The organism is Micromonospora sp. M71_S20 (genome assembly GCF_003664255.1).
In the GTDB taxonomy this organism is placed as follows: domain Bacteria; phylum Actinomycetota; class Actinomycetes; order Mycobacteriales; family Micromonosporaceae; genus Micromonospora.
Genome location: NZ_RCCV01000003.1, coordinates 776,285 through 797,987 on the forward strand (window position 1 = coordinate 776,285; position 21,703 = coordinate 797,987).

23 protein-coding genes are annotated in these 21,703 nt (G+C 72.8%); 13 read left to right on the plus strand and 10 right to left on the minus strand.

The window, feature by feature from the left end:
* Positions 1–99 precede the first annotated feature (99 nt).
* Positions 100–501, plus strand: coding sequence for a MarR family winged helix-turn-helix transcriptional regulator (locus tag DER29_RS28755; protein ID WP_233600197.1), 402 nt, complete (start codon positions 100–102; stop codon positions 499–501).
* Positions 502–613: 112 nt separating this feature from the next.
* Here the strand turns inward: DER29_RS28755 and DER29_RS28760 are convergent, their stop codons facing one another.
* From DER29_RS28760 to DER29_RS28770, 3 genes are all read right to left on the minus strand, one after another.
* Complete coding sequence (locus DER29_RS28760) at positions 614–1,186, minus strand: hypothetical protein (protein ID WP_121400765.1); 573 nt, start codon at positions 1,184–1,186, stop codon at positions 614–616.
* Positions 1,187–1,477: 291 nt separating this feature from the next.
* Positions 1,478–1,666 carry a DUF397 domain-containing protein gene (locus tag DER29_RS28765; protein WP_121400766.1) on the minus strand — a complete coding sequence of 63 codons (189 nt, stop codon included), beginning with the start codon at positions 1,664–1,666 and terminating at the stop codon, positions 1,478–1,480.
* Positions 1,653–2,459: a helix-turn-helix transcriptional regulator gene (locus DER29_RS28770; RefSeq protein WP_370040734.1), complete on the minus strand. Its 807-nt coding sequence runs from the start codon at positions 2,457–2,459 to the stop codon at positions 1,653–1,655. Before DER29_RS28770 ends, DER29_RS28765 begins: the two co-directional genes overlap by 14 nt.
* A gap of 332 nt (positions 2,460–2,791) precedes the next feature.
* Between DER29_RS28770 and DER29_RS28775 the strand changes: the two genes are divergently transcribed.
* From DER29_RS28775 to DER29_RS28785, 5 genes are all read left to right on the plus strand, one after another.
* Positions 2,792–2,971: a hypothetical protein gene (locus DER29_RS28775; protein ID WP_121400767.1), complete on the plus strand. Its 180-nt coding sequence runs from the start codon at positions 2,792–2,794 to the stop codon at positions 2,969–2,971.
* The gene (locus DER29_RS28780; protein ID WP_121400768.1) at positions 2,971–3,219 is read left to right on the plus strand and encodes a flavin reductase; all 249 of its coding nucleotides are present in this window, start codon (positions 2,971–2,973) and stop codon (positions 3,217–3,219) included. Before DER29_RS28775 ends, DER29_RS28780 begins: the two co-directional genes overlap by 1 nt.
* 418 nt (positions 3,220–3,637) lie before the next feature.
* The gene (locus DER29_RS33965; protein ID WP_148710112.1) at positions 3,638–3,847 is read left to right on the plus strand and encodes a hypothetical protein; all 210 of its coding nucleotides are present in this window, start codon (positions 3,638–3,640) and stop codon (positions 3,845–3,847) included.
* Positions 3,848–3,861: 14 nt separating this feature from the next.
* A complete protein-coding gene (locus DER29_RS33970) occupies positions 3,862–4,062 on the plus strand; it encodes a hypothetical protein (protein WP_148710113.1) in 201 nt (66 codons plus the stop codon).
* 98 nt (positions 4,063–4,160) lie between these two features.
* A complete protein-coding gene (locus DER29_RS28785) occupies positions 4,161–6,179 on the plus strand; it encodes a PucR family transcriptional regulator (protein WP_370040736.1) in 2,019 nt (672 codons plus the stop codon).
* Positions 6,180–6,374: 195 nt separating this feature from the next.
* On the opposite strand, the gene DER29_RS28790 is transcribed toward DER29_RS28785, so the two are convergent.
* The gene (locus DER29_RS28790) at positions 6,375–7,724 is read right to left on the minus strand and encodes a hypothetical protein (RefSeq protein WP_121400770.1); all 1,350 of its coding nucleotides are present in this window, start codon (positions 7,722–7,724) and stop codon (positions 6,375–6,377) included.
* 90 nt (positions 7,725–7,814) lie between these two features.
* Here DER29_RS28790 and murD point away from each other — a divergent pair, with 90 nt between their 5' ends.
* Positions 7,815–9,161, plus strand: a complete 1,347-nt coding sequence (murD, locus tag DER29_RS28795) for a UDP-N-acetylmuramoyl-L-alanine--D-glutamate ligase (RefSeq protein ID WP_121400771.1) — start codon at positions 7,815–7,817, stop codon at positions 9,159–9,161.
* Between the two features lies 1 nt (position 9,162).
* On the opposite strand, the gene DER29_RS28800 is transcribed toward murD, so the two are convergent.
* From DER29_RS28800 to DER29_RS28810, 3 genes are all read right to left on the minus strand, one after another.
* Positions 9,163–9,708 (minus strand): DUF6114 domain-containing protein, encoded by a 546-nt coding sequence (locus DER29_RS28800; protein WP_233600198.1) that lies wholly within the window; start codon positions 9,706–9,708, stop codon positions 9,163–9,165.
* 1 nt (position 9,709) lies between these two features.
* The gene (locus DER29_RS28805) at positions 9,710–10,339 is read right to left on the minus strand and encodes a DUF6230 family protein (protein ID WP_121400772.1); all 630 of its coding nucleotides are present in this window, start codon (positions 10,337–10,339) and stop codon (positions 9,710–9,712) included.
* 177 nt (positions 10,340–10,516) lie between these two features.
* Positions 10,517–11,290 (minus strand): TetR/AcrR family transcriptional regulator, encoded by a 774-nt coding sequence (locus DER29_RS28810; protein ID WP_233600199.1) that lies wholly within the window; start codon positions 11,288–11,290, stop codon positions 10,517–10,519.
* A 378-nt stretch (positions 11,291–11,668) separates the two neighbouring features.
* On the opposite strand from DER29_RS28810, the gene DER29_RS28815 reads away from it, so the two are divergent.
* On the plus strand, positions 11,669–12,364 hold the full coding sequence (locus DER29_RS28815; RefSeq protein ID WP_121400774.1) for a Tat pathway signal sequence domain protein: 696 nt from the start codon (positions 11,669–11,671) through the stop codon (positions 12,362–12,364).
* Here the strand turns inward: DER29_RS28815 and DER29_RS28820 are convergent.
* Positions 12,352–13,422, minus strand: coding sequence for a hypothetical protein (locus DER29_RS28820; RefSeq protein ID WP_233600200.1), 1,071 nt, complete (start codon positions 13,420–13,422; stop codon positions 12,352–12,354). The two genes, DER29_RS28815 and DER29_RS28820, sit on opposite strands and share 13 nt — an antisense overlap.
* 166 nt (positions 13,423–13,588) lie before the next feature.
* Here DER29_RS28820 and DER29_RS34300 point away from each other — a divergent pair, with 166 nt between their 5' ends.
* Both DER29_RS34300 and DER29_RS28825 read left to right on the plus strand, forming a co-directional pair.
* Complete coding sequence (locus tag DER29_RS34300) at positions 13,589–13,741, plus strand: hypothetical protein (protein WP_158619089.1); 153 nt, start codon at positions 13,589–13,591, stop codon at positions 13,739–13,741.
* Between the two features lie 17 nt (positions 13,742–13,758).
* Positions 13,759–15,249 (plus strand): CoA-acylating methylmalonate-semialdehyde dehydrogenase, encoded by a 1,491-nt coding sequence (locus DER29_RS28825; RefSeq protein WP_121400938.1) that lies wholly within the window; start codon positions 13,759–13,761, stop codon positions 15,247–15,249.
* Here the strand turns inward: DER29_RS28825 and DER29_RS28830 are convergent.
* Positions 15,221–16,759, minus strand: a complete 1,539-nt coding sequence (locus tag DER29_RS28830) for an acyltransferase (protein WP_121400775.1) — start codon at positions 16,757–16,759, stop codon at positions 15,221–15,223. The genes DER29_RS28825 and DER29_RS28830 overlap by 29 nt on opposite strands.
* Before the next feature lie 195 nt (positions 16,760–16,954).
* On the opposite strand from DER29_RS28830, the gene ngcE reads away from it, so the two are divergent.
* The 3 genes from ngcE (at position 16,955) to DER29_RS28845 (ending at position 20,252) form a co-directional block, all read left to right on the plus strand.
* Positions 16,955–18,373: an N-acetylglucosamine/diacetylchitobiose ABC transporter substrate-binding protein gene (ngcE, locus tag DER29_RS28835; RefSeq protein ID WP_121400776.1), complete on the plus strand. Its 1,419-nt coding sequence runs from the start codon at positions 16,955–16,957 to the stop codon at positions 18,371–18,373.
* A gap of 71 nt (positions 18,374–18,444) precedes the next feature.
* On the plus strand, positions 18,445–19,353 hold the full coding sequence (locus tag DER29_RS28840; RefSeq protein WP_101411517.1) for a carbohydrate ABC transporter permease: 909 nt from the start codon (positions 18,445–18,447) through the stop codon (positions 19,351–19,353).
* 62 nt (positions 19,354–19,415) lie between these two features.
* Positions 19,416–20,252, plus strand: coding sequence for a carbohydrate ABC transporter permease (locus tag DER29_RS28845; protein ID WP_121400939.1), 837 nt, complete (start codon positions 19,416–19,418; stop codon positions 20,250–20,252).
* 326 nt (positions 20,253–20,578) lie between these two features.
* Here DER29_RS28845 and DER29_RS28850 read toward each other — a convergent pair whose 3' ends face one another.
* Entirely contained in the window at positions 20,579–21,565 is a 987-nt protein-coding gene (locus DER29_RS28850; protein WP_121400777.1) for an N-acetylglucosamine kinase, read from the minus strand.
* Between the last annotated feature and the right edge of the window lie 138 nt (positions 21,566–21,703).

Here is a 21,703-nt window from a genome sequence, read left to right on the forward strand (position 1 = left end):
CTCATTTACTTGAGTGCATCAAGGATATTGGACCACAGGTATTTGAGTGAATCAACTAACCCGTCTAGGCTGGGGGACATGGCGCTGCCGAATGGACCCGTGACTCCCTCGTCCGAGGCCGAGGCAGCCCTGTTCGACCTGGTCGACGTGTACGACCGCGCCTACGAGGCGGCGGCAGCCGAGCTGTCGCTCAGCCCGGCGCAGGCATGTGTGCTCGGGCGACTCGATGAGCGACGGGGCATGGGCGCCCTGGCCGAGGAACTCGGCTGCGATGCCTCCAACATCACCCAGATCGTCGTGCGTCTCGAAGCGCTCGGCCTCGTGACCCGCGAACCGAACCCCCGGGACCGCCGCGCACGGCTCGTCGCGAGGACCCCCCGGGGGGACGAGATCAACCACCGGTTCGCGACGGCCTTCACCTTCGCCCGCACGGCGGTCGGACGACTCTCACCCGACGAGCAGGACCAGTTGACGGCGCTGCTGCGCAAGGCACTGGGCTGACTGTGTTTGCGCCCTGACCCGATCGCGCTGGATTCAACGGCTTCACGCGGGCGGGCCAGATCAAGCCCAGGACTCCCGGCCTCTGTGGGGCAACGGCTGTGCGGTTACGCGGTCAACGCTGGACCGTCGTTCCGAGGGCCTCCAGGCGGGTCAGGACATCGAGGTCGTCGAGGTGCGCCAGCGAGACGTCCAGGGTCCGTAGCGCGGGCAGCGACTCCAGCGCCGCCGATCCCGTGCACTTGCCGGTCAGTACCAGTTCCGACAGGGCCGGGTGGCCGGTCAGCGGGGTCAGGTCCAACGGGCCTGGGCGATAGCCGTGGCCGTCCAGGTCCAGGGACCGCAGGCCGGACAGTGCGTGAATGCCCTCCAGCGACGTCACGTTGTAGTCGTCGGACTCGCCGCCGGTGTCGATGTCCAGGGTCTGTTCGATCAGCATGTAGATGTCGCTACCACCGTCGAACTGCAAGTCAGTGATCGCTGCGGCCTCGGCCGGCGGCACCGTGACGGCATGTAACAGCTTCAGCGACGCCTCCAGGCGCGGGCCTGGACCTGGGTAGCCGTCCTCCGGTCCATCGGGGCCGGTCGACTCGATGAGCGCCTTGAGGTCGTCGGCAGCGATCGCGTCGTCCAGCAGGGCGTCCAGGACGCCCAGGTGTAGGCCGAGGTCGGGGAAGATGAGGGTCATGATCCCGACCGTATCTCGTCACTGATTTGCCTCCGGACGCGGAGCGGGTCGTCGTTCGAGTCAGGCGGGGCTGGCGACGGTTCGGAGGCGGCCGGTGCGGTGGGAAGCGGACCAACCGTCGGGTCAGGACGACGACCTGGCCCACTGCGGCATCGCGGCGTGCGTTCGGGATAGCGCTCGTAGCCGCGAACAGTGCGCCATCAGTGGGTGACCCACGACAGGGTGTGCTCCAAGATCCAGGTCTGCTGCATCGAGGAACGCTCGGTGGGAGGCACCCTCGGGCCGTGTCGGTCAGGCGCGCTTGGCGAGGCAGAGGAACGCCGTCCAGGCGGCCGGAGTGAAGGTGAGTGTCGCCCCCGCCGGGTCCTTGCTGTCGCGGACGGCGACGACGCCGGGCAGGTTGTCGGCGACCTCGACGCATTCGCCGCCACTCGACCCGCTGCGGGTGGACGTGCGCCACACGGCGTCACTGAGGTTCATGGTGCGCCTGCACTTCCTTCATCAGGTCGATGGACTGCCGGCGGGGCAGGGCCTCGGTGCGGACATTCTCCCACCGGGCCAGCAGGGCAGCCACCCCGTCCTCGTCGTCGACCACGGCCCCGCCGAGCTGATGTTCCAGGTGCCCGACCCAGCCGCCGTCGGCGGAGCGGGCCAGGGCGAACGGGCCCGACGACCCGATGTGCAGCCCGGTGCTCCTCGGAACGAGGTGGATGTGGACGTGCGGCAGGTCGGCCACCTCGATCAGCCGGCCGACCTGGTCCACCATGATCCCGCTCAGTCCCTCGGCCGTCCGGCTCAGCACCGACTCGTCCACGACCACCACGATCTGCGGCGGGTCCTCCCTGATAAGGATCTCCTGCCGGGCCAGCCGGGCGGTCAGCTTCCGCTCGACCTCGGCCTCGGAGAATGTGTCGTTGAAGCGCAGCACGGCGCGGGCGTAGTTCTCCGTCTGGAACAGGCCGGGGACCAGAGCTGGATTGAAGTATCGGAGCTGCCTGGCGGCGCGTTCGGCCTCCAGCCACGGCCGGAACCACGACGGCTCCCGGTCCCGTTCGGCGATCCGCAGCAGCGCCACGAGCAGGTCACCGGAGCGGAGCACCTCGTCCGCGCGGGCCAGGAACGCCCGGTCGAGCGGGCGGGTGCCCGTCTCCACGGCGGACACCATCGACGCCGAATAGTGCACCATCCGGCCGAACTCCTCCTGGCTGAGGTTGGCGCTCATCCGCATCCGCCGCAGCTGGGTGCGAATCAGGTCGGCGGTCGGCTCCTCCACAGCTCCTCCACACAGGTCGCCTGAGTTCCACTCGGGATTCCGGCCCGGCGTACCGCTGTCGAAGCGCGGCCACGACCGGGCCGAATGCCTTCCGACGGTAGTCGCGCGCTCACCAGACTGTCACGCAGGCGGACCCGCTCGGCGCCCGGAGGGCTCGGGCGGGTCCGCCCCGGCCGTCCGCTTCCGGGCGGCCCGTCCCTGCCGACGGAGGTCGGTGTGTGTGTTTCCAGGGGCCGACGCGAACGCCTCTCGTGGCGGCGCACGTGGCCGGTTCGCCTGACTGGCGGTGCCGGGGGTGCACGGAGCCCTGGCCCTGCCCCGAGCTGCGGGCGATGCCGGATCCCGCGTCGCGGGACCTGCTGCCGGTGATCTCGGCCCTGCTCACCACCGCTATCCGCGATCTCCGCGGCCGCCCGGGCGGCCCCGACCCGATCGACGTGGTACGCCGGTTCCTGTGGTGGCTGCCGTTGAGCCACGACGAGGCCCGCGCCATCGCCCTGCGGATGCGCTGATGGCGTACCGGAGAATTCCGCACCTGACGATGCGCCCGCTCTGGCGGTGCCGCAACTGCGGCGCGGAGTGGCCCTGTCCGCCAGGTCGGCTCGGACTGCTGACGGAGTACCGGGGCGACCGCACCGGCCTGCTGTTCCACCTGGGCGGGCTGATGGCCGAGGCCCACGCCCAGCTCACCCAGCTCAACCCCGAGCGTCCTCTCGACCTGAGGGAACGCTTCCTCGACTGGGCGCGGGCCCGGGACTGACGTGACATCACAAGGATCTGGTAAGGATCGGACTGGATGCTGTAGCGATCACCCCACTGGGCCAAGACCTGGCTGAAGTAGGCATTCGCTCACCCGACACACTCGGGCGGCATCGCAGGGTGGCCAGCCTGCTGCGACGCAGGCCCGTCGCGATATCGTGCGCCGCCGGCCTCGAGAGGAAGCGTGGAGCATGACGACAACGCCTACGGGTGGCGCCCCTCGCGCCGCGAAGGCCAACGCACTGGTCCTGGCGGTCCTGCTTGCGGCTGCATGCACGCGGCCGACGGACACCGCTGAGTTACGGCCTGCCGCCGGCCACTCGCCCAGCAGCAGCCCCAATACCGTTTCGATTTGACTCGACGCGCCCGAGACGCTGCTCGACGGCTGGAACGAATCGATCGACCGACGACTGCACGACATGACCAAGCAGAACATCGGCGGCTTCAAAAGACTTCTCCAGGGTGAGCCGACCAGCGCGGTGGGTACCGCCTACGCGGCGGGGAAGGAAAAGCATTCAGCGGAGCTCGGGGTTCATCGACCCGACGACAGCCGGTTCGTGCTTGTCAGCGGGGTCTCCGGCACTGTGTCGCACCGGAAACGACGCTCGACGCCGTATTCGGCGCGCTGACGGCGGTCGTCGACGTGAAGCCGGTCGCGCCGGGACCGCTGGGCGGCACAGCACGCTGCGGCACCAGCAAGAACGCCGGCATCCGCGTCGAAGTCTGCGGGTGGGCCTCCCCGTACGTCATTGGCGTGATTCACTTCGGAGGCTTCAAGCCGGCCGACAATCCGAGCAAGATGTTTACGCAGGTGCGCGCACAGGTCGAGCACCCGGCATCGTGACCCGTAGCTGACGGCCGACCGACTGACCCCCGCGGGGCCCAGGCGGGCTGTTCGGCTCCCGCGATAACGCCCATCTTCCGGCCGGGTCTCGGCAGCGGATGTCGCACCGGCTGTACGCACTTGGCGGCACGAACCCGGGACGGGGCGGCTGTCCGTGCGGAATCTATGTCACGGACGGTAGCGTGTCGCCCGTGTTCCCTACCGTCCGTGAGGTCCTCGCGCTGGACCCGGTCCGCCACGGTGCTCCGCGCCTGGTCGCCGGGGACGCCGGTCTCGACCGCCCGGTGCGCTGGGTGCACGTGACCGAGGTGCCCGACATCGCCCCGCTGCTCGGCGGTGGCGAGCTGGTGCTCACCACCGGGATCGGGCTGCCCGCCGACGACGCCGGTCTGCGCGCCTTCATCGGCGACCTGGCGGACGTGGGCGTCTCCGGCCTGGTCGTCGAGCTGGGCCGCCGGTACGTCAGCGGGGTGCCCCGGGTGATGGCCGCCGCCGCCGAGCGGCGCGGGCTGCCCCTGGTCGAGCTGCGGCGGGCCACCCCGTTCGTCCGGATCACCGAGGCCGTGCACGCGCTGATCGTCGACGCCCAGCTGACCGAGCTGCGGGCCACGGAGGAGATCCACCAGCGCTTCACGGAGCTGTCGGTGGAGGGCGCCGGCCCCGGCGAGGTGGTGCGGCAGGCCGCCGACCTCTCCGGCTGCCCGGTGGTGCTGGAGAACCTCTCCCGGCAGGTGCTCGCGTACGACCCGGCGGGGGAGAGCGCCGAGCTGCTGCTGGACTGCTGGGAGCAGCACTCGCGGCGGATCCGGCCGGCGGGGCGGACCGCGTACGACGGCGACAACGGGTGGCTGGTGACCACGGTGGGCGCCCGGGGGCAGGACTGGGGGCGGCTGCTGCTGCGCTGGCCCGGCGGGGGCGACCTGGCGGCGGGCCGGCGCGTGTTCGACCCCGCCGAGGAGGGCGGCGCGCCCGTCGGCGTCGCCGCGCCGCCCGTGGTCCCGCCCACCCGGTTGACCATCCTCGTCGAGCGGGCCGCCTCGACGCTGGCCCTGGGCCGGCTGATCCGGCGCGACGCCGAGGGCCTGGAGCGGCAGATCCACCGGACGCTGCTCACCGCCCTGCTCGACCACTCGCTGCCGGTGGACGAGGTCGCCCTGCGGGCCCGGGCGCTCGGCGTGGTGCTGGAGCGCCGGCACCTGGTCGGGGTGGTGGTCCGGCACCGGATCGACGACCCGGCGGGGGAGGGCGGCGCGGCCCCGGACCAGGGGCACCCGGGCGGTCCGGAGGCCGGCCCGGCGCGGCTGCGTGATCTCGCCGAGGCGGTCGGGCAGGCGTTGCACGAGGCGAAGCTGACCGGGCTGTCCAGCGCCATCGACGACCACGCCGTCGGCGTGCTGCTCGCCCTGCCGGAGCCGGCGGCCGAGGAGCGGTCGCTGGCCGCGTTCGCCACCGCGCTGCACCGCACCCGCCCGGACACCCCCGCCCGCTCGGACGGCCATGTCCGCCCGGACGGTCATTCCCGCCTGGGCGGCTCCGCTCGTCCCGACGGCCAGGTCCGCCTGGGCGGCGCCGTCCGTGGTGACGGAGCGGCCTGGTCGGGCCCCGTCCGTGGTGACGGAGCGGCCCGGTCCAACGGCCGGGCGAACGGCGTGGCCCGGCCGGCAGGCGGCGGACTGCTCATCGCGGCCGGTTCCGGCGTGCCCGGCCTGCGGGAGGCGCGTCGGTCGCTGATCGAGGCCCGGCAGGTCGCCGATGCCGCCCGGCGGGACCGGCGGGATCTGCCGGTCTTCCGGCTGCCGCACGTCGGGCTGGCGGGGCTGCTGCACCTGCTGCGCGACGAGCCCCGGTTGCAGACCTTCGTCGAGCGGGAACTCGGCGCACTGCTGACCCACGACGCGCAGCACCCGCGGGAGCAGCTGCTGGGCACCCTACGGGCGTACCTGGAGCAGGGCCGCAACAAGTCGGCGGCGGCCGGGGCGGCACACCTGTCCCGACCGGCCTTCTACGAGCGGCTGGCCCGGATCCGCCGCGTCCTGGACGTGGACCTCGACTCCGTCGAGGCCTGCCTCTCCCTGCACGTGGCCCTGCTGGCCCTCGACGCCATCCGCACCCCCTGACCCGCCAGCCCCCGCAGCTCCCGCCGCCAGCCCCTCTCCGCCAGCTCCCGCCGCCAGCCCCTCTCCGCTGTCGATCATGAGGTTGGCGGGGAGGAATCGCCCGACCTGCGCCGCCAACCTCATGATCGACGCGGGGCGGGGGGCGGGGACGGGGTGGGACGGGGACGGGGACGGGGACGGGGTGAGGTGGGTGGGTCAGGTGAGGGCGGCGAGGGCCTTCGCGTAGGGCGGGGGGACGTGGTTCGGGCCGCCCGGGGTGAAGACGTCGGAGCCGGCGGCGGCCGACCAGGCCGTGTCGGGTACGGCGTCGACGAGGGCGCGCACGACGGGGGCGTCGCGCCACTGGTCCTGCTCGGCCAGCAGGCTCAACGCCACCACGGACTCCTCCACCTCGCCGACGCACTCGAACGGCTTGTGCCCGTCCACGCCCAGCAGCTCCCGGTAGCCGGGGATCTGCGTGGGGTCGGCGAGCAGGTCGCCGCCGAAGATGTGGGTGATCCGCTCGCGCGACATGAACGGCGCCATGGCCAGGAAGACGAACCGGCACTTCGGGCAGTCACGGCACCAGCGCTCGCTGGCGTCGCGCAGCTTGAACGCGGCGTTGCAGCTCGTCACGACGTCGTCGTAGCGGTCGATCTCGGCGAACGACCGGGCGATGTGCAGCTCCGACAGCGAGCGCAGCAGCGAGAAGTACGGCTCGGTCAGCCCGGCGTGCGCGGCCAGCGCGGCCCGCAGCAGCCCCTCCGCCTCCACGCCCTTGGACCACTGGTGGTTGATCTCGTGGCCGTTCCAGACCAGGTTCGGGTCCGACGCCGAGCGCTCGTTGGACATCACCACCGGGCCGAGCCCGTGCAGCACCGCCGTGGCGACGGCGATCAGCGAGTTGATCGCGGTGACCGGGATGTGGCCGTTGAGCGCCCCGGCGGCGTTCAGCTCGAACAGCACCGGGTCGATGCGCCGCCGGGCGGCGAGCGGGGCCAGCCCGGACGCCTCGTTCACCGCGACGATCACGTGGTTCGGGTTGACCGAGAACGGCACCGGGTCGAAGCCCGCCCGGCGCAGGGCCTCCAGGCTGACGATGGAGTCCTTGCCGCCGCCCACCGCGGAGAGCGGACGCCGGTCGGAGTCGTCGTACTCCCGGGCCGGGGAGACCGTGCCGGGCGGCACCTCCGGGCGCAGCTCGAGCACGTGCGGCAGCTGGTTGCGGTACGCGTACTCCGCGAGGCCCTTGGTGTAGACGGCCGTGACCAGCTCGGTGGCGGCCGTGCCCAGCGGCGCCGGCAGCACCAGGCGGGGCGGGGCGGCGGCCTTGTAGTAGCTGACGCCGGCGACCACGTGCAGCAGTTCCAGCACCCGGCCCAGGGTCGCCACGGTCTCGTCCGACGGCGGCGCGTCCGGCAGCGGGAGGGTGACCACCTCGGTGAACCGCTGCTCGCCGTCGGGGCCGGTGAGGGCGTAGTCGAACAACACCTCCCCGGTGGAGAGGTCGATCGAGTAGGACGGGAAGGTGAAGGCGTCCATCCGCCGGAGCTGCTCGTTGGGCACACGCCATACTAGGCCCTGGTTCGTCCGGCCGTGTCCGGCTGCGCCGGACCCGCCCCTGCCCCGCCCGCCAACACCCCCTGAGGAGAGCCCGTGCGCCTGTCTGACCTGCGCGGACGTACCGTCGCCGTCTGGGGGGCCGGCCGGGAGGGCCGGGCCGCGGTGACCGCGATCGCCGCGCACGGCCCGGCCGACCTGGTCGCCGTCGACGACAGCGCCAACTTCCTCAGCCTGCCCTGGGAGGGCCCGCTGGCCGAGGCGGCGCCGCTGGTCACCGGCGAGGAGGGCTTCGCCCGGCTGGCCGCCGCCGACGTGGTGGTCCGCTCGCCCGGCGTGCCGCAGACCCATCCGTGGCTGGTCGAGCTGCGCCGGCGCGGCGTGACCGTGACCCAGGGCACGGCGCTGTGGATGGCCGACCACGCCGCCCGCACCGTCGGCGTCACCGGCAGCAAGGGCAAGAGCACCACCTCCAGCCTGATCAGCCACCTGCTCGCCGCCGTGGACCGGCCGAACGTCTTCGGCGGCAACATCGGCGTGCCGACGCTGGACCTGCCGGAGGCGGAGCTGTACGTGCTGGAGCTCTCCAGCTACCAGTGCAGCGACCTGACCGACTCGCCCCGGGTCGCGGTCGTCACGGCGCTCTTCCCCGAGCACCTCGACGCGCACGGCGGCGAGCGCGAGTACTACCGGGACAAGCTCAACCTGCTCGCGCACGGGCCACGGACCGTGGTGGTCAACGGCGCCGACCCGAGGCTCGCCCTCGAACTGGGCGACCGCGCGGCGGTACGCGCCGGCCTGCCGGACACCGCGCACGTGGCCGGCGGCGCGGACGGCACGCCCTGGTTCCACCTCGGCGACCGGCCGCTGTTCCCGCGCGCGGTGCTGCCGCTGGTCGGCCGGCACAACGAGGGCAACCTCTGCGTCGCCCTCGCCGTGCTCGACGCGCTCGGCGTCGACGTGGTGGCTCGCAGGGACACCCTGGCCGTGGCGGTCGCCGAGTTCCAGGGACTCGCCCACCGGCTCACCGAGATCGCCGACCCGTCCGGTCTCACCTTCGTCGACGACACCCTCGCCACCAGCCCGTACGCGGCCATGCACGCCATCGACGCGTACGAGGGGCGACCGTTGACGGTGATCGTCGGCGGCACCGACCGGGGCCTGGACTACGCGCCGCTGCGCGAGCACCTCGCGGAGCGCGAGCTCACCGTGCTCGGCATCCCCGACAGCGGCGCCCGGATCGTCGAGGCGCTCGCCGGTTTGCCGCAGGTGCGCACCGAGGTGGTCGACGACCTGGTCGACGCCGTGCGGCTGGCCCGCGAGCTGACCCCGGCCGACGGGGTGGTGCTGCTCTCCCCGGCCGCGCCGAGCTACGGGCGGTTCCGTAACTTCGAGCACCGCTCCGAGGTCTTCGCCCAGGCGGTACGCGACACCGCCGGCTGACTCAGCCCCGGTCGGCGGGCGTCGGGTCCGGCGTGCGCGCGCCCGGCAGCCGCGCGCTGCCGTCCTCGTCCTCGGCCGTGCGCGTGCGCGGCAGCAGCGCGCTCTCGTCCTCGGCCGCCGGGTCCGGCGCGCCGGGCGCCCCGGTGGCATCGGTCGGCGGGGGCCGCTTGTCGGGCGTCCAGGCGAAGGCGAGCGCCCCGCCGACCAGGGTCAGCAGCATCCCGACCAGGAAGCCGCCCAGGTTCGAGGTCAACCAGGAGACCAGCCCGAGCAGCAGCGAGAGCACGGCGTAGAAGACCCGCTGCTGCGGAGTGGCGACCAGCAGCACCCCGCAGAGCACCAGGACGGCCGGCACCAGGTACGCGGCCAGCCCCTGCGGCCCGACGTGCAGCAGCACCCCGAGCGGCGCGCGCAGGGTCACGAGCATCTCCGTGCCGCCGAGCGCGATCAGCACCCCGGCGGTGAACGGGCGGCCCCGCCGCCAGCGGCGCCAGCGCCCGCCGGGTCGGCGGGCGGCCGGCACCCGGTGCTGTTCTCCGGCGGTCACGTCAGCATCCGTCGGAGGTGAACGCCATGCGCAGGTCGGGCAGGTTGAACACGGCCGCCGTGGTGGCGTAGTTGTTCTGCCGCAGGTTGGTGATGATCACCGTGTCCGACTGCTGGGCGAAGACACCGGGGTTGCCCCGCACCCCGGGCACCTGGTCGAGGGTGCTGGCGTCCTGCCCGACGTTGATGTTCTTGAACGAGGCGTTGCCGGCGACCTCGTCACCGTCGACGACCAGGGTGCGGGCGGTGACCGGTGTTCCGCCGCCGCCCGCGGTGATCTTCAGGTAGACGCCGCCCAGGTTGATGCTCTGGCAGAGGTTCGTCAGCTCGGCCTTGTCGATCGCCGACACCATCACCAGGACCTGCCCGCCGGTGTCGCCCTGGTTGGGGCTGTCCGGAATCATGTTGTCGATGGTGGCGAACTGCTCGAAGCCCGTGCCCGTGAGCCGGTCGGCGGTGACGGTGAACGGCATGCCGGAGATGGCGAACTGCGCGCCCAGCACGCCCTGGGCGGTCAGCACGACCATGCCGGCGGCACCCGCCACGACGGTGCCCAGCGTGGCGGCGAACCGGCGCCAGCGCACGCCGCTGCGCGGCGGATCGGGTTCGATCGGTGCGATCTGCTCCGACATGGCGGGCTCCCTTTCGAGATCGATTCGTCAGCGACAATGGGAAATCGGCTGGAGGGTCTGCGCAGGCTGAAGTTACCGCCGAGTAAATGGCAGGTCAACGGCAGGTGGGGACTGGTTGAGGCGGTATCTGCCAAATGCGGCCAAAGTGAAAAACCGCTGCGGTTTCCGACCACGCCGTCAGGGGAGCGGGGCGGCCTCGCCGGTCGGCGCGCACGGCGCGGTCGTGCCCGGGCCGTCGGCCGGGCGTGCCAGTCGCGTCGCCCGGGCCGCGCCGTCGGTGCCGAGGAAGGGCGCGGTGGCCGCGTAGGTGAGCACCGGCAGCAGCAGGGGCAGCTCCGTCGCCCGGCCCTGGGCCACCCGGTTGCGGACGGTGGCGTGGATCCCACCGACCACGGTGGACACCAGCGCGTCGCGGTCCACGTCCGCCGTCGGGCCGGGGCCGGCGTCGGCGAAGAACCGGCGGAAGCTGCCGAGCAGGGCGTCGCGCTCCCGGCGGGCGTCCGGGCCCGCCGCGTCCACTTCGACGAGTGCCATCCGGGCGAAGGCAGGTACGCTCGCCAGCACCTCCAGCAGGGTGCGCAGTGCGGCGCGGGCGGCGTCCGACCACGCCGGTCCGGCCTCCCGGTAGGCGTCCTCCATGAGCTGCGACAGCACGGCGACGCCGTGCCGGTACGCGGCGAGGAAGGCGTCCTCCTTGCCGCTGAAGAGGGCGTAGAAGGCGGGCCGGGTCACCCCGGCGGCGTGGCAGATGTCGGTGACCCGGGCGTTGTCGTAGCCCTTCGTAGCCACCTCCCGCACGAGCCCGTCGAAGAGGCGGTCGCGCTGGGTCGCGGCCACCGCCTCGGCGGAGAGTCGGCGCGGACCACGCTTGATCGCGCGATCGGGGTCGCGGCCGGGGCGCGCGCCCGGCAGGGGCGCCGGCGCCGGATGCGGGCGGCGCTGCGTGGTCACCGCGTCCACCTCTCCATTCGATTGACTTTGCGACCCTCCGGGGTTTATAACTTTCTGCACGCTCAGTTGGGATCCCGTCACCATGGGTGATCTTCCGGATGGTCACCCGTCGACTCATCGAAGGAGGGCTCGATGGCTGCCATTATCGCGGAACAGGAGCGCCCTCCCAAGGTCGGAAAGACGCAGGTGACGCCGCTACGCCGCGGCGCCCCACGCCGGCCTGCCCGCTGACGTCGCCGCACCACCACCGCCACCGCCGTCCGGCCCCGACGGCCGTCCGGCACCCTCCACCGCCGTCCATGACGCGACGGCCCCGGTCGCCACGCGGGCACCCCCGCCCGCGCCTGTCGATCTCCCCCGCCCCGGAAAGGACCCACCATGCTCAGGTACGGACGAATCGGCGTGGGCCTCACCACCCTCGCGCTGCTGGCCGGCCTCGCCGCCGCCCCGGGATCAGCCGCCGCTCCGCGCTCCGCCACCCCGGCACCGTTCGCCAACAACGTGCTGACCTACCCGACGCCGGGCGGCACCGCCGTCGCCGTCAACGACGTGATCCGGGCCAGCCTCAGGACCGGCACCAACGCCACCTTCTACTCCTCCGCCACCGGCACCACCGGCGTGAAGTGCGCCGCGTCCAGCTTCAGCGCCACGGTGCTGAGCAACCCGGCGGCCCCGGGCACCGCCACCGAGAGCCTGACCGCGCAGTCCTTCACCAACTGCACCACCAACGTGATCGGCACCACCGGCGTGCAGAGCGTGACCGTGCAGAACCTGCCGTACGCCACCTCGGTCACCAGCGCCGGCGTGGTCAGGATCAGCGGCACGGCGACGGCGCCGATCCAGAGCACCGTCGTGCTGAACTCGCTGCTCGGCGCGATCACCTGCGTCTACCGGACCAGCACCAACAGCCTGACCGGCACGGCGACCAACGCCAACAACTCGATCACCTTCACCAACCAGACGCTGACGAAGTTCTCCGGCCCGAGCCTCTGCTTCGGCACGGCGTACTTCTCCGCGGCGTACTCGCCCGTGCAGGACGCCAGCAAGGGGAACGCTCCCGTCTACGTCAACTGACCGCGGTCCACCGGGCCGGCGTGCGGCGATCCGTCGTGCGCCGGCCCCCGGCCGTGCGCCGGCCGGCCGTCGCCCAGCGCCGTGTGCAGGGCCCGCACGGACCGGATGGCCGAGCGGATCTCCTGGAGGTAGCGACCCGGGGTGAGCGCCGGTTCGGGCAGCCCGGCCAGGTCGGGCAGGGCCGGGTCGACGCCGACGGTCTCGATCGCGCAGCCGTACGGCACGGCGAGGGTGCGCAGCGCGTCGCAGTGCTGGAACGGCACGTAGATCGGCGCGGTCACCATCAGCACCGGGTCGCCCGCGCGCAGGCGGACGTGCTCGGCCCAGAACCGCTGGGTGTCGGCGGTGTGTGCGCGGCGCCGCGCGGGGTCGCCGGACGGGGCGGCGAGCACCCGGACCGGCGGGCCGTCCACGGGCCGGTACGTGCGCGAGGACCAGGAGTGGTGCGGGTGGTCGGCGTCGTGGCCGTCCTCCTCGGCCGGGGCGGCCACCGCGAACTCCCGCCGCACCGCCGCGTCCAGCGCCGCCACCTCCGTGTCGCAGGGCGCGACGCCGGCCGCGTCCAGGGCCCGGCACTCCACGTCGGACAGTGGGCGGAAGCTGCCCAGCACCGCCACCTCGCCACCGATGCGGGTGCCGCCGCGCAGCAGGTGCGCCGCGTACGCGACCCGGCGCTGGCAGGCGTGCGCCAACCCGCCGAGCACGACCAGGTGGGCGTACCGCGAGCGGGCCGGCGCCGCCGGACGCACCATGCCGAGCGCGGCGGCGGTGGCGAGCACCAGCCGCGCCGTGGCCGGGTCGAAGGCCGGTTCCCGGGCGTCCGGGCGCTCCCGGCCACCCCGGAAGTCCCAGTGCCGGCCGGAGAAGTCGTCGAGGCCGGCCAGCACCCCCGCCACGTCCCCGTCCGGCCACTTCCCGCCGAAGTGCCCGACGAGGTCGCGCAGCGGCGCCGAGCCCACCCAGGCCCGTACGCCGGCCGCGAGCGCCTCGACGCTCGTGCCCGCCGCACCGGTCGGCAACGCCGGCGCCCCACGCGGCGCTTCCTCACCGGTCCGCACCGCCGGATCGTACCGGTGCCCGGGCGGCGCACGGGCGGGCCGGCGACGAACGACCGGACCGGGCGACGACGGGCGGCCCCGGTGCCGCGCCCCCTACGACTCTTGTCCCCGCCGCCGGCTGGTGGCAGCGTGCGGTTACCGCGAACGCCGCTGAGAGGGTGCGACGATGACCACCGACGATCTGCTGGCCCGGCACCGGGCCGTGCTCCCGTCCCGGATGCCGCTCCATCACGACGAGCCGATCGAGCTGGTCCCCGGTTGCGGCCGGGGCAACCTGGTCGAGGCGATCCGGTCCGGTGGAGCGGAGGTGGCGGCGTGAGCGCGGCGGAGCACGGCGTGGACGTCATCGGCCACTTCGTCGACGGCAAGCCGTTCAGTGGCTCGTCCGGTCGGCACGGGGACGTCTTCGACCCGGCGACCGGTCGGCGTACCGCCCGGGTGGAGCTGGCCTCGGCGGCGGACGTCGCGGTCGCGGTGGAGGCCGCCGGGCGCGCGGCCCGGCTCTGGCGGGACGCCTCGCTGGCCAGGCGGACGGCCGTGCTGTTCGCCTTCCGGGAGCTGGTGCACGCGCGGCGGGACCGGCTCGCCGAGGTGATCACCGCCGAGCACGGCAAGGTGCTCGCCGACGCCGCCGGCGAGGTGCAGCGCGGCCTGGAGATCATCGAGTACGCCTGCGGCATCCCCTCCGCGCTGCGCGGCGGGTTCAGCGAGAACGTCTCCACCGAGGTCGACTCGTACAGCCTGCGGCAGCCACTCGGCGTGGTCGCGGTGATCTCCCCGTTCAACTTCCCGGCGATGGTGCCGCTGTGGTTCCTTCCCATCGCGGTGGCCTGCGGCAACGCGGTGGTGCTCAAGCCGAGCGAGAAGGACCCGAGCGCGGCGCTGCTGCTGGCGGAGTGGTTCGCCGAGGCGGGCCTGCCCGACGGGGTGCTCAACGTCGTCAACGGCGACGCCGAGGCCGTGGACGCGCTGCTGGAGCATCCCGGCGTGAAGGCCGTGTCGTTCGTCGGCTCCACCCCGGTCGCCCGGCACGTCCACCAGCGCGGCACCGCCGCCGGCAAGCGGGTGCAGGCGTTGGGCGGGGCGAAGAACCACATGGTGGTGCTCCCCGACGCCGACCTGGACCTGGCCGCCGACGCGGCGGTCAACGCCGGTTTCGGCTCGGCGGGGGAGCGGTGCATGGCGATCTCGGCCCTGGTCGCGGTGGAGCCGGTCGCCGATGCCCTGGTCGCCCGGATCGCCGAGCGGATGCGCCGGCTGCGCACCGGCGACGGCCGGCGTGGCTGCGACATGGGCCCGCTGGTCACCGCCGCGCACGCCGCCCGGGTGCGGTCGTACGTCGAGGCGGGGGTGGCCGTTGGCGCGGTGCCGGTGGTGGACGGCCGCGACGTCGAGCCCGACGGCGACGCGAACGGGTTCTGGCTGGGCCCGACGCTGTTCGACCGCGTCACCCCGGACATGTCGATCTACACGGACGAGATCTTCGGTCCGGTGCTCGGCGTCGTGCGGGTCGGCTCGTACGAGGAGGCGGTGGAGCTGGTCAACGCCAACCCGTACGGCAACGGCACGGCGATCTTCACCAACGACGGCGGCGCGGCCCGGCGCTACCAGCACGAGGTGGAGGTCGGCATGGTCGGCGTCAACGTGCCGATCCCGGTGCCGATGGCGTACTACTCCTTCGGCGGCTGGAAGGCCTCGCTCTTCGGCGACCTGCACGCGCACGGCGAGGACGGGGTGCGGTTCTTCACCCGGGGCAAGGTGGTCACCAGCCGCTGGCTGGACCCCCGGCACGGCGGGGTCAACCTCGGCTTCCCCACCCAGACCTGAGCAGGCGCAGGGTGCCGGCCCCGGCCAGGTACGCCACCAGCGCCGGCGCCGGCACGCCCAGCGGTTCGGGCGCCGACCTGGGCGTCTCCGCGTTGACCACCAGGGCGTACACCACGGCGGCGAAACCGGCGGCGGTGAGCGCGGTGCGCGTGGTGGCCCGCCACCCTCGGCCGGCCGGCGCGCGGCCCGACGCGGCCCCGTCGCCGGCCCGCCCTGCGCCCCCGGCGCGCCCGGTGCTGTCGGCCCGCCGGGCGTCCCCGCGGCGCCCGCCGCTGTCGCCGCGGTCGGCGCTGCCGGCGCGACCGGTGCGGGCCTCGACGGGGCCGAAGACGGCGACCAGGGCGGCCAGCACCACGGTCAGCATCAGCACCCAGGGCACCCGCCAGGCCAGCCAGGCCGCCGACCCCACGGGCGGGGTCGGCAGCCACCCGGCCGCGTCCAGCGCGCCGACCAGCAGGATCGCGGCGGTGAGGTGCCAGAGGAAGACGGTGAGCACGACCGCGTTCACCGCGATCACCGCCTGCCAGGGGCGGGGACGGCGCAGCCAGCGCTCCGCAGGGTCGCGCAGCAGCAGGATCAGCCCGAACTGGGCGGCGGTCAGGGTGAGCAGGGCCAGGCTGGGCGGGGCGGCGTTGTCCAGGCGCTCGCCCGGCACGTTGAGCATGCTCACCGGGTACGGTCCGACGGTGGTCAGCAGCACCGTCGCGGCCAGGCCGCCCAGCAGCGCCGCCGCGCCCGCGCGCCGGGACGGCGGCAGCCGGCGTGCGCGCTGCCGGTTCCGCGCGGGTCCGGGGCGCTGCGGGGGCCCGTCCCGCCCGGACGCGGGGCGCGCGGCGGGGTGGGCGTCGTGACGCCCGGCGTCGCCGTCGCGCCAGGCGATGCCGAGCTGGTGCACGGCCAGCCAACCGAAGACGTAGTTCGGCAGCGCCAGCTCGGCCGGGCCCAGCGCCCGCCCCACGTCGCCGGCGACGACAAGCGCGGCCAGCGCCGCCGGCACGAGCAGGCCGAAGCGCCGGTGCAGGGCGTGCATCGCCGGGGTCAGCGGCACCACGATCAGGTAGGCGGCGAGGAACCAGAGCGGGATCGTGGCGAACCAGGCGACGGTACGCACCAGCGTCGCCCCGACCCCGACGAGCGACGCGAGCGCGGCGCCGCCGGCGATCACCAGCAGCAGCGCGGTCGTCGGGCGCAGCAGCCGGGCGCCCCGGTCCAGCAGCCACGCGGTGGCGTCGACGCCGGCGGCCCGGCGGGCGGTCAGCGAAGCGGCGTTGGCGTACCCGCCGACCAGGAAGAAGATCGGCATGACCTGGGCGACCCAGGTGAGCGGGTACGCCCACGGCAGGTCGGGCAGCGCCGAGCGCCCCGTCGGCCGGCCGGCGGCGTCCTCGCCGATCGCGGCGACGGCCCAGTGGCCGAGAACGACCATGCCGATGGCGAGCGCCCGGAGCAGGTCGACGTAACGTTGCCGACCAGCGGGGGTGCGCGCGGCGAGTTGCCGCAGGCGGCGCATGGCACCGAGAGTACGTCAGGCGTGGGCTGGCCGCTGCTGATAACGGTTCGGTCCCCGGGGGTTGAAGTCCGCGCCCTCCTGCCGTAGAAATTCTTCAGCAACACATTGCGAACTGAAGACAAATTCCCCCTGCGCCTCGTGTGGCGGTCACCAGCCCCCATCCGGCGACCGCCCGGACCGATCCGAGGAGAGACCATGAACAGGCGTGACATCCTGCGGCGCACCGCCGCCGCCGGCCTTCTGGCCACCCCCGCCGCCGGCCTGCTGACCGGCTGCGCCACGGGCGGCGGTGACGACGACAAGGGCGACGCCGGCACCTACAAGGGCACCAAGAGCGAGCAGAACCCGCTCGGTGTCAAGGAGGACGCGCCCCTCGAGGTGGTGATCTTCAACGGCGGCTTCGGCGAGGAGTACGCGAAGGCCCACGAGGCCATGTACACCGAGAAGTACCCGAAGGCGAAGATCAACCACTCGGCGACGCAGGAGATCGCGAAGACCCTCCAGCCGCGCTTCGTCGACAACACCCCGCCGGACGTGGTCAACAACTCCGGCGCCAACCAGATCGACTTCAACGGCCTGGTGTCGCAGAACGCCATCGCCGACCTGGGCGAGCTGCTCGCCGCCCCGAGCCTCGACATCCCGGGCAAGACGGTCAAGGACACCCTGCTGCCGGGCGCCGTCGAGGTCGGCTCGTACGACGGCAAGTTCCTGGTGATGAACTACACCTACACCGTCTACGGCATCTGGCACTCCACCAAGCTCTTCAGCGAGCGCAAGTGGGAGTACGCCAAGACCTGGGACGAGCACATCGCGCTGTGCAAGCAGATCAAGGCCGCCGGCATCGCCCCCTGGACGTACGCGGGCCTGCACCCGCGCTACATGAGCTGGCCGCTGATCTCCACCGCGATCAAGTTCGGCGGCCCCTCGGTCGCCACGGCGATCGACAACCTGGAGCCCAACGCCTGGAAGTCCGACGCGATGAAGACCGCGGCCGACGCCTGGCACCAGATCGTCAAGGACAAGTACATCCTCGAGGGCTCGCCCGGCCTCGACCACAAGCAGTCGCAGACCGCGTGGTGCCAGGGCAAGGCGGCCTTCATCTCCTGCGGTTCCTGGCTGGAGAGCGAGCAGAAGGACGTCACCCCGGCCGGGTTCAACATGACCGTCCAGCCGACCCCGAGCCTGGGCAGCGGCGACAAGCTGCCGTTCGAGGCCGTCCGGGGCACCGCCGGCGAGCCGTTCATGGTCCCGGCGAAGGCCAAGAACCTGGCCGGTGGCCTGGAGTTCTTCCGGGTCATGCTCTCCAAGAAGGGCGCGCAGGACTTCACCAGGAAGGTCTCCAGCCTGACCGTGGTGGCCGGCGCCAGCGAGGGCGTCGAGCTGCCGTTCGGGCTGAACACGGTGGTGAAGGCGCTGGAGGCCTCCGGCAGCAACGGCTTCAACTGGGTCTACAACAACTACTACCGCAAGCTGGAGCGCAACCTGGTCGACGCCGCGTGCGGCGAGTTCTTCAGCGGCCGGATCGGCCCCGCGGAGTTCCTCGACCAGTGCCAGAAGGGCGCGGACTCGATCGCCCAGGACAGCTCGATCAAGAAGTACAAGCGGGCCGCCTGACACCCCGGCCGGTGGGGCGGGGTGGACCACCCCGCCCCACCGGGCCGCCGCTGAAGAGGTAGGACCTCATCGTGAGACATGGCAAGTACCCGCTGATCGTCACCTTCCTGGTGCCGCCGGTGCTGCTCTACGTCATCTTCGTCGTGTCGCCGTACCTACAGGCGTTCCAAATCTCCACCACCGACTGGCTCGGCTACTCGGCCGACGCGAACTCGGTCGGGCTGGCGAATTTCAAGACGCTGTGGAACGACGACTACGTCTGGAACGCGTTGAAGAACAACGCGATCCTGCTGGCGCTGGTTCCGGTGCTGACGATCGTGCTCGGCCTCTTCTTCGCCGCCATGCTCAACATGGGCGGCCGCAAGGGGCGGGCGGGGGTCAGCGGGGTGCGCGGCTCGTCGTTCTACCGCACGGTCTACTTCTTCCCCCAGGTGCTCTCGGTCGTGATCATCGCGCTGCTGTGGAAGGAGGTCTACCACCCGAACAAGGGCCTGCTCACCAGCGCCCTGAACAGCGTCGGTCTGGGCGCGCCCACCTGGCTGGGAGATCCGCGGACCGCCTTCTGGTGCGTGCTCGCCGTGATGATCTGGAGCAACGTCGGCTTCTACGTGGTGCTCTTCGGCGCGGCCATGTCGGCCATCCCGAAGGAGATCTACGAGGCGGTCATGCTCGACGGCGCCTCCCGGCTGACCACGCTGTGGAAGGTGACCATCCCGCTGCTGTGGGACACCGTCCAGGTCGCCTGGGTCTACCTGGCCATCTTCGCGCTGGACGGCTTCATCCTGGTGCAGCTGATGACCAACGGCGGCCCCAACTTCTCCACCGACGTCATCGGCGTGCGGATGTACGACACGGCGTTCGGCAGCGAGACCAAGTTCGGTTACGCCTCGGCGATCGGCGTGGTGATGTTCTTCCTGACCCTCACGGTGGCGGTGCTGGCGCTGCGGGCCAGCAAGCGAGACAGGATCGAGTACTCGTGACGACTCTGGACAAGCCGGCCCCGGTGGCGCTGCCCGAGCCTCCCGGCCCCGCCGACCGCCCGATGCGCCGCGAACTCGGCGTCGCCAACGTGCTGTCGCACGGCTTCCTGCTGTTCTGGGGCGCGCTGACCGTGCTGCCGCTGCTCTGGATGTTCATCAGCTCGTTCAAGAGCAACGCGGAGATCCTGGCCGACCCGTGGTCGCTGCCCGGCGCGCTGCGCTTCGACAACTGGTCGCGAGCGTGGAGCGGTGCGCACATCGGCCAGTACTTTCTCAACAGCCTGGTGGTGGTCGCCGGTTCGGTCACCCTGACCATGCTGATGGGCGCCACCGCCGCGTACGTCTTCGCGCGCTACGAGTTCCGGGGCAAGCAGGTCGTCTACTACCTGTTCGTCGGCGGCCTGATGTTCCCCGTCTTCCTCGCCCTCGTGCCCCTGTTCTTCGTGGTGCGTAACGCCGGTCTGTTCGGCACCTGGACCGGGCTGATCCTGGTCTACGCGGCCTACTCGCTGCCGTTCACGGTGTTCTTCCTGACCGCCTTCTTCCGCACCCTGCCCACCGCCGTCGCGGAGGCGGCACTGGTCGACGGCTGCGGTCACTTCCGGCTCTTCTTCCAGGTGATGCTGCCGATGGCGCGTCCGGGACTGATCAGCGTCGCGATCTTCAACTTCCTCAGCCACTGGAACCAGTTCCTGCTGCCCCAGGTGCTCATGCAGGGCGACGAGTCCAAGTGGGTGCTCGCCCAGGGGCTCGCCGCGCTCTCAGTCAACCAGGGCTACGCCGGCGACTACGCGCAGCTCTTCGCCGGCCTCACCATCGCGGTGGTCCCGGTGCTGCTGGTCTACATCCTCTTCCAGCGCCAGGTCCAGTCCGGCCTGACCGCCGGCCAGCTCAAGTGACCCCTTCTGCACTGGACGGTTCTGATCAGCTCGGCAGCGCGACGCGGCGCGTGCGGAGCTGGTCCGGCCGATCGCGGTCTGCGCGCTGTCGAGCTGATGTCGTAGACGATTCGCCAGACGGTGGTGCGGTGGTGCGTCGTCCGGTCCGCTGCGATGAGCGCGGGGGAATGTCACGCGGTGCTGGTGCCGACCGCGTGATGACGTGGACGATTCAGCTCCAAAGCGCCGGGCGAGGCACTCCTCGCCGCTGCGGCGGGGTGCGGATCGACGGCGGTGGCGGCGAACCGAGCGCCCTGTGCAGCCCCTCGCCCGCCCCGTGCGCAGCGTCAGACCGGCGGGACCAGCAGGGCGTGCAGGGTCTGCGGATCCGTCACCTCGGGCAGGTCCCGGGCGGCGAGCCAGGCCGCCGCAGCCGCGCCGTCGCCCGCCGAGTGCAGCGGCGCGTCCGGCCACTGCCGGCCGACCTGCGCCCGTACCGCCGAGGCGAGCGGGGTGTCGCCGGTCAGCAGGCCGCCGCCGAGGACGATGGGGGAGCCGTCGCCGGCGGGTCGGATCCGCGCCGCGCTCTCCGCCAGGTGCGCGGCGGCCTCGTCGATCAGCCCCCGGGCGACCGGCTCGCCGTCGACGGCGGCGGCGACCACGAGGGGCGCGAGCCGGGCCAGTTCCACGGGCGGCCGCCGGGTCACCGCCTGGACCAGGGCGTCGACGGTGTCCCGGGGGCGGGCCGCCACGTCGGCGGAGCCGAGCAGCTCGGTGAGCACCCCGGCCGCCAGCCGGCCCGGCGCGTGCCCCCGGTCGAGGTCGGCCAGCAGCCGGCGGACCGCCTCCCGGCCGAGCCAGAAACCCGAGCCCGCGTCGCCGAGCAGCCAGCCGTGTCCGTCGGCGACCCGGTCCAGTCGTAGCTCCCGGACCGCGGCGGCGATCGCCCCGGTGCCGGCGATCAGCACCGTGCCGTCGGGGCTCGCGGTGCCCGAGGCGTACGCGACCAGCGCGTCGCCGTGCACCGTGTACGGGCAGCGCAGGCCGGCGTCGCGCCAGGCCCGGTCGAAGGCTTCCCGGCCCGCCGGATCGGCGAGCAGCCGGCCCGCCCCGGCCAGCCCGATCGTGCCGCCACGCACCCGGGCGGGATCGACGTCGGTGAGCGCCTCCCGCAGGGCGGCCAGGAGTTCGCCCGCAGCTCGTTCGGCACCGTGGCTGGTGGGGTTACCGCCGCCCGCCCGGCCGCTGCCCAGCCGCCGCCCGTCGAGAGCCAGGGCGGTCGCCCGCGTGGACGTACCCCCGATGTCGAGACCGACCACGACGCTGTCGGACATCCGCACCCACCCCTCGATCGACGGCCGCGTTCATGCTGGTCGGCCCGGCGGCGGCGGGCAAGGGGCGGACAGGTTCCGGGGCTGTGCGCCAGGTAACAGTTTGAAAACTTCGCCCACGGTCTTGACACGGAGGGGCCT

What these genes read in the sequence shown, in the direction of transcription:
- ngcE (WP_121400776.1), top strand. Translation starts at nt 16,955, where the DNA reads ATGAACAGGCGTGACATCCTGCGGCGCACCGCCGCCGCCGGCCTTCTG.
- DER29_RS28805 (WP_121400772.1), bottom strand. Translation starts at nt 10,339, where the DNA reads ATGTCGGAGCAGATCGCACCGATCGAACCCGATCCGCCGCGCAGCGGC.
- DER29_RS28765 (WP_121400766.1), bottom strand. Translation starts at nt 1,666, where the DNA reads ATGAACCTCAGTGACGCCGTGTGGCGCACGTCCACCCGCAGCGGGTCG.
- DER29_RS28830 (WP_121400775.1), bottom strand. Translation starts at nt 16,759, where the DNA reads ATGCGCCGCCTGCGGCAACTCGCCGCGCGCACCCCCGCTGGTCGGCAA.
- DER29_RS28760 (WP_121400765.1), bottom strand. Translation starts at nt 1,186, where the DNA reads ATGACCCTCATCTTCCCCGACCTCGGCCTACACCTGGGCGTCCTGGAC.
- DER29_RS33965 (WP_148710112.1), top strand. Translation starts at nt 3,638, where the DNA reads ATGACCAAGCAGAACATCGGCGGCTTCAAAAGACTTCTCCAGGGTGAG.
- DER29_RS28845 (WP_121400939.1), top strand. Translation starts at nt 19,416, where the DNA reads ATGCGCCGCGAACTCGGCGTCGCCAACGTGCTGTCGCACGGCTTCCTG.
- DER29_RS28780 (WP_121400768.1), top strand. Translation starts at nt 2,971, where the DNA reads ATGGCGTACCGGAGAATTCCGCACCTGACGATGCGCCCGCTCTGGCGG.
- DER29_RS28775 (WP_121400767.1), top strand. Translation starts at nt 2,792, where the DNA reads ATGCCGGATCCCGCGTCGCGGGACCTGCTGCCGGTGATCTCGGCCCTG.
- DER29_RS34300 (WP_158619089.1), top strand. Translation starts at nt 13,589, where the DNA reads ATGACCACCGACGATCTGCTGGCCCGGCACCGGGCCGTGCTCCCGTCC.
- DER29_RS28850 (WP_121400777.1), bottom strand. Translation starts at nt 21,565, where the DNA reads ATGTCCGACAGCGTCGTGGTCGGTCTCGACATCGGGGGTACGTCCACG.
- DER29_RS28815 (WP_121400774.1), top strand. Translation starts at nt 11,669, where the DNA reads ATGCTCAGGTACGGACGAATCGGCGTGGGCCTCACCACCCTCGCGCTG.
- DER29_RS28785 (WP_370040736.1), top strand. Translation starts at nt 4,161, where the DNA reads ATGTCGCACCGGCTGTACGCACTTGGCGGCACGAACCCGGGACGGGGC.